The 12,915-nt window shown below is 66.0% G+C and carries 7 protein-coding genes; 4 read left to right on the forward strand and 3 right to left on the reverse strand.

From position 1 onward, the window contains the following. Positions 1-129 precede the first annotated feature (129 nt). From IC614_RS05525 to IC614_RS05540, 4 genes are all read left to right on the forward strand, one after another. On the forward strand, positions 130-543 hold the full coding sequence (locus tag IC614_RS05525) for a hypothetical protein (protein WP_226372742.1): 414 nt from the start codon (positions 130-132) through the stop codon (positions 541-543). Further along, positions 543-1,025, forward strand: coding sequence for an HAD family hydrolase (locus tag IC614_RS05530; protein WP_200972897.1), 483 nt, complete (start codon positions 543-545; stop codon positions 1,023-1,025). The genes IC614_RS05525 and IC614_RS05530 overlap by 1 nt, the downstream gene beginning before the upstream one ends. A 21-nt stretch (positions 1,026-1,046) precedes the next feature. Beyond that, complete coding sequence (gene purT / locus IC614_RS05535) at positions 1,047-2,285, forward strand: formate-dependent phosphoribosylglycinamide formyltransferase (RefSeq protein ID WP_226372743.1); 1,239 nt, start codon at positions 1,047-1,049, stop codon at positions 2,283-2,285. Positions 2,286-2,481: 196 nt separating this feature from the next. Continuing rightward, positions 2,482-5,736, forward strand: a complete 3,255-nt coding sequence (locus IC614_RS05540; RefSeq protein WP_200972899.1) for an autotransporter outer membrane beta-barrel domain-containing protein — start codon at positions 2,482-2,484, stop codon at positions 5,734-5,736. Between the two features lie 43 nt (positions 5,737-5,779). Here IC614_RS05540 and IC614_RS05545 read toward each other — a convergent pair whose 3' ends face one another. The 3 genes from IC614_RS05545 to IC614_RS05555 form a co-directional block, all read right to left on the reverse strand. Then, positions 5,780-6,391, reverse strand: coding sequence for a response regulator (locus tag IC614_RS05545; protein WP_200972900.1), 612 nt, complete (start codon positions 6,389-6,391; stop codon positions 5,780-5,782). A 73-nt stretch (positions 6,392-6,464) separates the two neighbouring features. Continuing rightward, positions 6,465-10,682: a translocation/assembly module TamB domain-containing protein gene (locus tag IC614_RS05550; protein WP_200972901.1), complete on the reverse strand. Its 4,218-nt coding sequence runs from the start codon at positions 10,680-10,682 to the stop codon at positions 6,465-6,467. Continuing rightward, the gene (locus IC614_RS05555; RefSeq protein ID WP_200972902.1) at positions 10,682-12,763 is read right to left on the reverse strand and encodes an autotransporter assembly complex protein TamA; all 2,082 of its coding nucleotides are present in this window, start codon (positions 12,761-12,763) and stop codon (positions 10,682-10,684) included. Before IC614_RS05555 ends, IC614_RS05550 begins: the two co-directional genes overlap by 1 nt. Positions 12,764-12,915: the final 152 nt, after the last annotated feature.

The raw sequence follows: 12,915 nt of genomic DNA on the forward strand, positions 1-12,915 counted from the left end.
TTCGGCCTTCGCCGGAATGACGGAGGGAAGGTTGAATTACGGTCAATCGCTGACTCTTCCGGCGCCCTTTCACTCTGTGAAACGCAGCATCGGCAGGAACCGCTCCGCCACGGCGTGAATTTGATAGGCATGACCATGAACGCGAAAGAAGCGGCGGCGCATGCCGGCGAGGGAAGATATGTCATCGGCTGGGCCCTGGACCGTGAGCAGCGGCGCGAGCTTCTCCAGCAATTTCCGCCGAAATTCAGCGAGCTGGTGGCGGATCATGTCACCTTGAAAGCGCGTGCCGACGCGAATGCGGCGCTTCCAGGCGAAACGGAAGGAGAGATCGTCGGACGGATCGACGATGGCGAAGGCGTGGAGGCATTGGTCGTCAGCATCGGCGGCACAACGGACCGGCCGGACGGCAGCACCTATCATATCACCTGGTCCCTTTCGAAGGGCCGGAAAGCCAAGGAAAGCAACGACGTGATCGCCCGGCATGGTTGGCAGCCCATCGCCTTGCCCATGCCGGTCATCCTGCAGCCGAGGCGCTTTCCCTGATGCGTCAGCTCTATCTCGATTGCGACGGCGTATTGGCGGATTTCGACGCGGGCGCGGCCGCCATTCTCGGCGCCCTCCCCGACGATTATGCGCGGCGCTACAATTTGGGCAAGATGTGGGCGCAGCTTGCCCGCCACCCCGATTTTTACGGCACCCTGCCCTTGATGCCCGGTGCGATGACCCTCTTCGCGGCCGTGCGCCACCTCGATCCGATTATCCTTACCGGCCTGCCGCGCGGCGATTGGGCGACGCCGCAGAAGGTGCGCTGGGCCGCCCAGCATTTTCCCGGCACGCGCATCATCACCTGCATGGCGGTGGACAAGCGCAATCACGCGGCGGCGGGCGACGTGCTGGTCGACGACATGCTGAAGCACCGGCATCTGTGGGAGGAAGCAGGCGGCATCTTCATCCATCATCGCAACGTGAAACGCACGCTGGAAGAGCTGGCCGCGCTTTTTCCGCTGGCGACGGAAAACGCGTAGCCGGCTTGAGAGGCAGGCCGCATGGCTCTATCGCTCCCGTCTCGCCAGCCGGAGCTTTCGTTCATGACCGCCAAGCCGACCGCCACGATCCTGCTCCTCGGTTCGGGAGAGCTGGGCAAGGAATTCGCGATCTCCGCCAAGCGGCTCGGCTGCCACGTCATCGCCTGCGACAGTTATGAAGGCGCGCCCGCCATGCAGGTGTCGGACGAGGCGGAAGTCTTTTCGATGCTGGACGAGGAGGCGCTGCGCGCGGTTGTCGCCCGGCACCAGCCCGATTTCGTGGTGCCGGAGGTGGAAGCGATCCGCACCGAGGCGTTGCAGGACATAGAGAAGGAGGGCACGATCGTCGTTCCTTCCGCCCGTGCGACGATGCTGACGATGAATCGCGACGGAATCCGGGATCTTGCCGCCAACGGGCTCGGCCTTCGCACTTCCCGCTACCGCTTTGCAGAGACTATGGCGGAGGTGGAAGAAGCGGCCCTGCATACCGGGCTGCCCTGCGTGGTGAAGCCGGTCATGTCCTCGTCCGGCAAGGGGCAAAGCACGGTCCGGACCGCCGCGGAACTCCAAGCGGCCTGGACCTATGCAGTCGCCAACATGCGCGGCGACCGGCGGCGGGTGATCGTCGAAGAATTTATCGACTTCGATTTCGAAATCACCTTGCTCACTGTCCGCACCCGCGACGGCGTCCTGTTCTGCCCGCCCATCGGCCATCGCCAGGAAGCCGGCGATTATCGCGAAAGCTGGCAACCCGCGGAGATGACCGGCGCGGCACTGGACCGTGCACGGGACATGGCGCGCAAGGTGGTCGACGATCTCGGCGGCTATGGCCTGTTCGGCGTCGAATTCTTCGTGAAGGGTGACGAGGTCATTTTTTCCGAACTCTCGCCGCGCCCGCACGATACCGGCATGGTGACCCTGCTGTCGCAAAACCTGTCGGAATTCGACCTTCACCTGCGCGCGATCCTGGGCCTTCCCATTCCCGCCATCATGCTCCGCTACCCGGCGGCAGCCTCGGCGGTGATCCTGGCGGATCGGGCGGCGGAGGACTTCGCCGTCGAAGGGATCGCCGACGCCCTTGCTTCGGGATCGGAGAGTCACGAAGTGGACGTCCGCATCTTCGGAAAGCCGGTTACGCGGCCCAATCGCCGCATGGGCGTCGCCCTCGCTTCGGGCACTGCGCCAAATGATGCCGTTCAGCGCGCCCGCTCGGCGGCGGACCATGTGCGCATCGTTTATCGGGACGGCGAAGTCGGATAATTCGGCACTTGAACGCAAGCCATCTTTTCTCCGGCTTCCGTATCTGGCATGGCTCGCTCAGCAGGGGACAGCGACAAACATTTGGTGCGCGGGCACGCTCGTCATGGGCGGCCCTTCAAGGCCATTGGCCGTGCCGTTCGTCGCTGAACGACCAACCGGCGGAACAGGAGCCGCCACGCAAGGGGTTTAATTTACAATGCGTCATTTGCTTGCTGCCACGTGCCTCACGCCGGTCGCGCTCGTTCTAGCGGCGCCGGCATCCGCCCAAGTCGTCATCAACACCGCGCGGACGACATCGATTTCCACTTCCACCGCGAACAACGGCGCGGCATCCGGCATTCGCGTCGCGACTGGCGGCTCGGTACGCCCGACAGCGGCGGGCGGCGCGGTCATCGTCGACAGCAGCAATGACGTGACCAACGAATCCTCCACCAACGGCGGGATCGGAACGACCGGCGTCAACAATTCGACGGGCATCCTCGTCAATCCCAACCTGACCGCCAACATCAACAATGCGTCCGGCGGCACCATTTCGGTGGTCGAGGATTTCACCCCCGCCGACGGCGACAATGACGGCGATCTGGACGGCTTGTTCGCCCAAGGCACGAACCGCTACGGGATTCGCGTCCTGCCGGGCGGCACGCTGACCGGCAGCATCGCCAATGCCGGCACGATCACGGTGGAAGGCAATAACTCCGCGGGCATCAGCATCGAAAGCGCGCTGGCGGGCCCGCTGACCAACAACGGATCCATCAACGTCACGGGCAATGACAGCTATGGCATTCGCGCGAACGACATCACCGGCAGGACGCGCATCGCGGGCGCGATCGTCGTTCGCGGCGGCAATTCGACCGCTGTGGCGCTGGAGGGCGACATCACCGGCGCATTGGAATTTCAGGGGGCGATTTCCTCGACCGGATATCGCTACACGACGCCGCCGACCAATGTCTCGCGGCTCGACGCCGACGATCTGCTGCAAGGCGGTCCGGCGGTCAGCATCGAAGGCAATGTGACGGGCGGCATCATTTTCGCGGTCGCGCCGCCCGACAACAGCACGACCAACAATGACGAAGACAATGACGGCATTCCCGACGCCACGGAAGGCGCGTCGAACATTGCCACATTCGGCGCGGCGCCCGCGATCCGGATCGGATCGGTCACCGACGCTATCGCCATCGGCCCGATCGCCGGCAACACGTCAGGCCACGGCCTGATCGTTAACGGCACGGTCGCGGCGAGCGGCCTTTACAGCGATGTGGCAGCGACGGCGATCCAGATTGGCGGGCGCGGCGGCGCCGTCAATGTCGCCGGCGGCATGACGATCGGCGCGACGGTCACTGCGGCATCGCTCAACGCGAATGCCACGGGCCTCCGGATCGGCAATGCCGCGACCGTCGACCAGATCGCGGTCACCACCGGCAGCATCCTCGCGAGCAGCGGCAGCTCCTCGGCCTCGACGCAGGTGGAAGGCATCGCCATCGATGCGGGCGCGACCGTGAACCGGATCACCAATAGCGGCGGCATTCGCGCCACGCTGACCGGCAGCAACGGTAATGCCACCGCGATCATGGACCGCTCGGGCGGGCTCGATCTCATTGAAAATACGGGACAGATCATCGCGGCAGGCGCGGCGCTCGACACCAATCGCATCGTCGCCATCGATGTCAGCGCCAATGGCGGCGGCGTGACGGTGCGCCAAAATGCGGTCGCCGCATCCGCGACCGCCCCACGCATCGCCGGCAACATTCGATTTGGCGCTGGAAACGACGTGCTGGACATTTTGGATGGCACGGTCGCCGGCAACACGACCTTCGGTGCCGGTTCCAACCGCCTCAGCCTGGCGGGCGACGCGGTTTATACCGGCAACGCGTCCTTCGGCGCGGGTATCGACACCATTGCCCTTGCCGGAACTTCGGCGTTCGAAGGAAATATCGACTTCGGCGGCGGCGCGGACACGCTGACCCTTGCCGGCACTTCATCGTTCAGGGGCAGGCTGGCCAATAGCGCAAGCGTCGCGGTATCGGTGGCCGGCGGCACATTTGGCGTCACTAACACGAACAGTGTCGCGCTTGCGTCGCTCAGCATGGGTACTGGTTCGAAGCTGAATGTAACGATCGACCCGGTCGCGCATACGAACACGTTATATGATGTGGCCGGTGCCGCCACGTTCGGCACGAACACGCAGGTCGTGGTCCAGCTCGACACGATCGCCCAATCGGAAGGGACTTTCACGATCCTTCGCGCGGGCACGCTGACGGGCGGCGCAAACCTTTCGGCGGATTCGACGAGCCTGCCTTATTTGTACATGGGCAGCGTCGCGGCGAATGAGACCACCGATGTCGTCACGCTCACCATACGCCGCAAGACCGCGACGGAACTCGGCTTCAACGCCTCCGAAGGGGCGGCCTATGGCGCGATTTTCAACGCGCTGGACGCCGACGAGCAGGTGGCCGACGTGTTCCTGGGCATCGGCAATGCCGAGGCTTTCAATGCCGCCTACCGGCAGCTGTTGCCAGACCATGCCGGCGGCACGTTCGAAACCGTGACGCAGGCCTCCCGCACCAGCGCGCGCATGCTGCAGGACCGGCGGATTCCGGCCGCGGAGCCCGGCCGTGTCGGCCTGTGGGCGCAGCAAGTCGTCTGGGGCACGAGCAAGGATCTCGGCAACACGGCGGCCTATGATGTCAGCGGCTGGGGCGCATCGGCCGGCGCCGAAACCCCGCTCGGCGACGCGGGCATGTTCGGCGCATCGTTCAGCTATCTCCTCGGCAAGAATGCCGACGGGAATACGGACAACCAGGTCGATACCAACCATTTCGAACTCGCCGGCTATTGGCGCGGCGCCTTCGGGCCGTTGCAGGCTTATGCACGGGCATCGGGCGCCTTCATCAAATTCGAAGGTCTGCGCCGCTTCGTCGGCACGGATGGCGATCAGACCGTCACTCGCACGACCGAAGGCGATTGGAACGGCACCCTCTTTTCCGGCACGGCAGGTGCGTCCTATGAAATCCAGTCGGGCCGTCTGAGCTTCCGTCCTGGCGCGGCGATCGAATATTATCGCCTGTCCGAAGGCGCCTATACCGAAAGCGGCGGCGGCGAGGCATTCGACTTGTCGGTCGACAAGCGGAGCGGCGATGAACTGGCCGCGACCGGCACGATGACGGTCGGCTATGATCTTGGCAGCATGCAGCCCGACGGCACCTGGCTCAGGATCGAAGCCGAAGGCGGACGGCGCGAAATCGTGGCCGGAGAGCTTGGCGGCACCACTGCCCGCTTCGCGGGCGGCGACGATTTCACCTTGATGGCCGAGGAGCGCCAAAGCGGCTGGGTCGGCCGCCTGCGCCTCGCGGGCGGTACGCCGATCTTCCGTTTGGGCGGCGAATTCAGCGCCGAAGAACAATATGGAAAGGCTGCCGTCGCCTTCCGCATCGGGCTCAACGCCGCTTTTTGATGAGAGCAGGCCCCTGCCCGCTCTGGGTGGGGGCCTTGTTTTCTCAGCGGCAGAGGAGGATGAGTTCGGTCCGGCTCCTGATGCCGAGCTTGTCGAAAATCTTGTGCAGGTGAACCTTCACCGTTCCCTCGGTCAATCCCAGCTCCGTCGCGATTTCCTTATTGCGAAAGCCCTGCTGCACCAAGGCGGCAATCCCCCTTTCGCGCGGGCTTAATATTTTCAGCGGATCGTCCTTGTCCTTCGACAATGTATAATCCATCGCGCGCTGCAAGACTTCACGGTCGACCCAACGCCGTCCTTGCACGACGCTGTCCAGGCAGGGGATCAAATCGTTCGGCGCCGCCGATTTCATGACGAGGCCGTTCACCGCCAGCTGGATCGCCTCGGTCGCCTTGCGGTCGTCGATCCGCCCGGTCAGCAGCACGATGGGGCAGTCGCTGCCCCGGCTGCGGAGGATGCGGAGAATGTCGAGCCCGGTCCGGCCCGGCATGTCGACATCCAAGATCAGCATGTCGGGGCGAGCGGTAGGAAGCTGCTCAAGAACTTCCTCTCCGCTCGTGACGGCTGACACGATCTTGTAATTGGTCTTGGCGAGCAGAAGTTTGATCCCGGACAGCGTCAGGGGGTCATCTTCCGCCAGCAGAACCTTGGTCATCTGCTCCCTTTCAGACCCGGTTATGCGAATCGGCAATTGAGATACTAGACCAATTCGGCCGCGCTCCGGCCTTTTAATATTCCTTTCTGTAACGGACGCTTACGCCGGACCCGCCGAACGAGCTTGCCTGGGACAGGATGCTGAGCGCCCGGGACAAGGCGACTTCCAGCTGAGTGGCGGTAAAGCCCCGGGCATCGGTGATGATCTCGAGATAGATGTCGTTGCTGATGTAGAACCCCGCCGCGATCGCGGTTCCGCGCCCCGTCGACTGATCGGCGCCGAGGATGCGGAGCCGGTCGATGCCGCTTGCCGACTGGAGCTTGCCGAGCGGATTGAGCCCCCCTCCCCCGCCGCGCAAGGAATTGAGCGAGGCCGCGAGCTGCAGCGCCTGGGTCGCCGACAAATCGGTCACCGACCCGCCGAAGAAAATGCGTGCAAGGATTTCGTCCTGCGGCAAGGCTGGCGTGGACGTCAGCGCGATTTGCGGGTTGGCCGATGATCCGCTGACATTGATCGTGGCAGTGATGCCTTCGACCTCGGTACTGGCCGAAAGCTGGATGCGCGGCTCGATGCGCCTGCCGCCAGTGAACGCGATCTGGCCATTGGTGATTTCAAACCGGCGGCCGCCGAAGCTATAAGTGCCGCGAATGACCTCGGCCGTTCCCTCCACGCGCGGCGCGCTCGTCGTGCCGCGCACGGCAAGGTCGGTTTCCCATTCGGATTCAAGGCCCATGCCGGACACGAAAACCTGATTGTCGGCACGCACCCGCAGATCGAGATTCCAGATGCTGGGGGCGGCGGACCCGTCTTCCTCTTCGGGACGTCCAACCGGTTCGCCCCGGCGGTGCACGCCCTCCAGCACCGCGACATCCGCCGCGCCTTGCCGGATGAAGCGGTAGCGCGCCTCGGGCAGGCGCAGGTCACCGCTGATGAGCGCGGGTTGATTGGGGCCGTTGGTAATGGCGATCTGACCGGACACGATAGCACCCAAGGCGTCGGAGCGCGCCAATTGGGCGTTTGCGAGATCGAGCCGGACGTCGATCGGGAAACCGGCGGCCGACGCCAGATCGACGCTGCCGCGCCCGTTGATCGTGCCCTCGCCCGCCCGCGCGCTGATCCGCGACAATTCCAGGCGCGATCCGGCGAACCGGCCCTGGACCGCCATATTGGTGAGGCGGGTGCCGTAAGTTTCGTCGACGAAGGTCAGGTTGTTCGCGCGCACGACGCCGTTGAACTGCGGCCGCTGCACCCGGCCGCTGAAGTCGGCGGCGATGCCGATCGGGCCGGAAACCTGCTGGTCGGAAAGGCCGGTCAGCGACCACAGAACCTCGGCCGGGCCATTGTAGCGGATGCCACCGCCCAGCGGCGAGGCGAGCAGGCGCTGCGTCCAGCTTCCGGCGGCGGGCGACAGTGGCTGGAGGCGAGCCTGGACGCGGCCGATGACCGGACCGCCGCGCCGGATGACGGCATTGAACGCACCACCCTCGGGACGCAGCGTGCCCTGCACCGCCATGTCGACCGGGGCGGAGCGGGTGGCGACCCCTGTGCGCGTGAAATCGTCGACATTCACCCGCAGGTCGGCGCGCGGGAAAGCCGATGCGCTCGCCTGGACAAAGTCCAATCCTCCCGTGACTCGGCCGCCAAGGCCGAGGCCGGGCGAGAATGCGTTGGCGATCGACAGATCCAGACCGTTCATACGGGCCTGAAGCGCCGTTCCGCCGCCAAAGCGTCCGGCCAGGCGCACATTGCCTTGCGGCAGAACGACCGTCACCGGAGTCAGGCGCCAGCCGCCCGCAATCTTGCGCAGGTCGGCGGGGCGTTCGAGTCGGAAAGGGATGCGGTTCACCTGGCCCTGCGCCGCGGCCAGGATGCGATCCGGCGTCACCTGGCTGTTGACGGCCACGGTGAACGGCACGCCTCTGCTGCCTTCGGCGAACAGCTGCACCCGGCCGCTGCCGCCCTGCATGGTTGCGCGGGCTCGGGCGCGGGCGATGCTGAGCTGGCCTGCGCGCACCCCGGCCAGCTGCGCGTCGCCGTTGATCGATGGGCCGCCGGGCAACAGGGTCACCGTCGCGTCGATCAGCCCGCGCTGGATAAGGATCGGCTGTTCGCCCGGAATTTGCGCGCCGTTCGCCGTCGCCTGAATCCGCGCCTGCTGATTGCGTCCGGCGGCGGCGAGCTGGACGATGCCGCTGAGGCCCGCACCGTTCAGCGAAAGCTGCCCCGCGAAGGGTCCGGCGGCGGTCTGGCGGATGCGGCCCGCGAAATCGATCCCGGCAAAGCGCACCAAGGCGACATCGATGGTGAGCGGCCCCGCGCCCGACAAGATCGTCACGTCCGCACTGAACGGCCCATATTGCGACTGGCCGGTGGCCGTGACCGCATAGCCGCGCCCGGTGCCGCGCACCGTCGCCTCGACATCGCTGAGACCGATGCCGAAGCCTGGCCGCGCGGCGCGGAGCCGGACAAGCGGCCGGTCTGCGGTGCCAGTGACGACGACAGCGAGCGGTCCATATTGGCTGGACATAGCCGTGCCACGGATGTTGATCCCGCCGCCCGGCGCATAAGTCCCTTCGCCCGACGTCACGCGAAATAAGTGGGCGAACAGCCTGACGTTGCTGAAGGCGATCACGCCGTCGGGACGCATCCGGATATTGGCGCTGGCCGTGGCGTTGCCGCCGAAGAGGTCGCGCGCGGCGGACACGTCGATCCGCCTGGTGCGCAGCGCGACGCGGCCATCGATTCCGAACCCGGCGGCGGTGCTGACCACGTCGAGGTCGGTGTCGAGATCGACGATGCCGATGCCTTCGATCAGGTAATTGTTCACGCGGCCCTGCAGGGCGCCTGTGTAGCGGCCCCGTTCGAGATCGGCGACGACGACGGCGGTGGCATTGAGCTTGTCGGAACGGATGCGAAGGTCGTCCGACAGGATGCGGTTGTCGCCCAGGGCGAAAGTGCCGTCGAGGCGGACGCCGGTCAGCAGGCCGCCGAGCGCCGGATTGAGCCCGGCGATGCGCGTCGCGCGTGCCGACACGGGAACGAGAATGCGGTCCGTATTCACGCGCGCCCGGCCTTCCGCCGACAGTCCTTCGGCGATCGTCTCGCCGAAGCCGAGGCGCACCGCGTTGAGGCGATAGGCGACAATGGGTGTCGCGAAGGCGCCGTTCAGCACCAAGGCCAGGCGGAGGTCGCGCGCGGTGAGGTTGGGCGCGATGGCCCCGGGACGGGTCAGGCGGCCCGCGACCCGGACATCCTCGAAGCGGCTTTGGCCAAGATCGAGCATGCCCTCCATTGCCAAGGCGATGGCCTGGGAGTTCAGCCGGAGCTTCGTTTCGGCCCTCCGGTTTTCGAGCGTCGTAACGAGATTGAGCTGCACGCTCGGCTGCATCAGCCTTTGCAACGGCCCCTCGGCGAGCAGCAAGGCGGGGCGCAGCAGGCCAGTGACGTCGAACGTGCCGTCGCGGGCCGTGACCGACAGGTCGGCCAGACCCCGTCCGCCAAGCATCGCACGGGCGCGGCCTTGCCAGTTTTTCCAGCTTCCGCGCCCCCCGACAGCGACGTCCAGCGGCTTGTCCAGCCCAATGAGGCCAGCCACGAAGCCATTGCCGGGCGCCTGAAGCCGCATCGCGATGTCGAGCTTATTTTGCTCCGGCACGCCGTCGAGCCGCAGACGCAGCCGGTCCCCGCCCGCGAGGCCCAACGCCGCGACCGCGCCCGCGTCGAGCGCAAGCTGGGCTCGGCCATCGGCGATCTTCGCCTGGCCGGTGAGGCTGAGCAGATGCTTTTGCCCGGTCACGGCGGCGGACACGCCGAGGCGCTCGATTCGGAGGCGGCCGATATCGATGTCGAGATCGGGCAGCAGGGGTGCGTTGGGATCGCCGCTGGAGCGGAGCTCGGGCAGGCGGAACAGCCCCGCTTGCGGGATCACCGCCGAACGTATGTCGATATGATTGCGGAAATAGGCGAAAGGCCGCCAGTCGAGCTCGACCCGGGGCGCCGCGAAGAAGATGCCCTTCGCGTCGCGCAGGATGAGGTCGTGGACGATCAGGTCGCCGTAGAGATTGCCCTCCACCCGGCCGATGTCGATGTCGAGGCCGGAGGCGAGCTCCAGATTGTTGATCTGCCGGACGACATAACGCTGGCCAAGCTGAGTGTTGATCCCGACCACCAGCAAGGCGAGCAGCACCAGGAGCGCGGCAAGGCCGATGCCGGTCCATTTGGCGACACGGCGGCCGGTGTGGCGCCGCACGCGGACTTCCTCGATGGGCGCTGTGTCGGCCTCCTCCGCCATCAGAAGGCCTGCCCGATCGAGATGTAGACGGCGATCCGGCTCTCGCCCTCGCGGCGGCCGAGCGGCGTCGCGACGTCGACGCGAAGCGGGCCGAAATTGGTGTAGAGCCGCCCGCCAATGCCCGCGCCGAAGCGCATGTCGCCGAATTTCGGGAACTGGCCGCTATAGACCTGCCCCGCATCGATGAACGGCACGATGCCGAAATTGCCGAAGCGGTAGCGCGCCTCGATGGCGAATTCGTTGAAGCTGCGCCCGCCCAGCGGATCGCCATTGGGATCGCGCGGACCCAATTGCTGATAGCCGAAGCCGCGCACCGATCCGCCGCCGCCGCCATAATAACGGCGCGAGGGCGCCAGATCGTCGCGGTCGATGCCGGTGATCGTGCCGAACGCCGCGCGGCCCGCGATGACGAGGCTGTCCGACACCGGATAATAAGCGCTGCCGTCGATCCGGGTACGCGCATAAGGCCGGGTGCCATCCTGCAAGGCGACTTCGGGACTGGTCCGCGCCTTCAGGCGGAAGCCGCGCGTCGGATCGAGCAGGCTGTCGGAGCGGTCGTAGCCGATCTCCAGCGGCACTGCGCCGATGAAGAAGGTCGCGCGGTCGCGTTCGCCCAGATCGAAATCAAAGCGGTCCTCGTTCGTCGCCACCAGCTCGGCGCCATAGGACCAGGTCCACACCTTCTGCCAAATCGGCGTCGACACGCGCGAAATGCTGCCCGCCAGCGTTGCGGTATAGGCTTCATAAGCATCGTAATCGCGCCGCGCGGCTTCGGCGGTCAGCGAGACCGTCCGGTCGCGCCGCCCGGCATTGGTGCGGCGGAACTGGACGCCAAGCGACTGTTCCTGCGTACCGCCCACCGCCGCCACGCGCAGCGCGCCCTCCGGCGGGAAGAGATTGCGATGCTCCCAGCTCACCTCCGCGCGGAAGCCCTCGCCCGTATTGTAGCCCGCATTGGCGGCAATTGAGCGCGGCGGCCCCGCATCCTGGCGGACGAGGATGTCGACATATTGCGTGCCGTCCGGCGCGGTCTCGCCGGTCAGGACCGGCTCGGCCGATACGCTGTCGAACAGGTTGGTCGCGACCATCGCCTCGCGCAGGTCGTCGACGAGGCGGCGGTCGTAGAGTTCGTCCCGCTCAAAGCGGGCAAGGACACCGACATGTTCGGCATCGAAAGCGAGGTCGCCTTCGGTCCGGTAGCCGCCGAAGCGCGCCTTCGGTCCGGAATTGAGCGGCAGCACATAGTCGCCGGTATGCGTCGCCGCATCGAGCGCAATGTCGCGCAGGCCGATTTCGGGGAACGGATAGCCCTGTTGTGGCAGCTGGAGGGCGACCCGTGCCTCGGCGGCTTCGATGTCGGTTGCGACAGTCGGATCGCCGCTCTCCAGGTCCAGCGCTTTCGTGGCGATCTGCGTCGGTTCGGGCGGCGCGCCGGTGACGGCGATGCTGCCGAGCTTATACTGGTCGCCTGGAGCCGCGGTGAGGACCACGTCGAGCTGCCCCGGCTGGTCCGGCAGCTGCGTCACGGTCGCGACCGCAGCGCCGTCATAATAGCCTTCGGAACGGAGGATGGTGACGGCCAGCCGCTCATCTTCCCGCGCCCGCGCCGCGACCTGCGCGCCATTGGTCAGTTCGCCGTCCGCATCCTCAAGGGCGGAGAGATCCTGGAACCGGTCCTGCAGCTCCACTTCCTCCAGCCCTTCGGTGCGGAAGGTGAAACGCACTGGCTCCGGCGCGGCAGGATCGACCTCGGTTGTCGCCTCCGGCACGCTGACATCGAAGGTGGCAAGCGGCGCGAGCGGCTCCTGAAGCGCGGGATCAAATACTGGCACCGCTGGCGCGACAGCATTGGGCACGGCACCTTGCGAGACGGGCGGCAGCGGACCTTCGGCATCGATGGTGGGCAGTTCGAAGGTCTCGATCGGCTCCAGCGGCGCTTCGAGCGCGGGGTCGAGCGGCGGCAACGCTTCCTCAAACTGGCTGTCGGAGACGATTGGCTCATCTTCATCTGGTATTTGCTGGGCAAGAGCCTGGCCGCTCATGGCTGCGATGAGGGAGAAAGCGAGCGGGAGAACCGTCATTCGATTGCACCCGGTCAGGCCGCCAGGGCAATTCCGTCCACGGACAGAAGTCGCCATCGTCCCTATGCCCCGCGAGATTTTCATTGCAGGCGCAGAACCAATTGCAGCCTATTTCGTTCCGACCCCGAAAGAACCGGCCCTTTGCCCGACGA

It is taken from the genome of Sphingosinicella flava (assembly GCF_016025255.1).
GTDB classification, from domain to species: Bacteria; Pseudomonadota; Alphaproteobacteria; order Sphingomonadales; family Sphingomonadaceae; genus Allosphingosinicella; species Allosphingosinicella flava.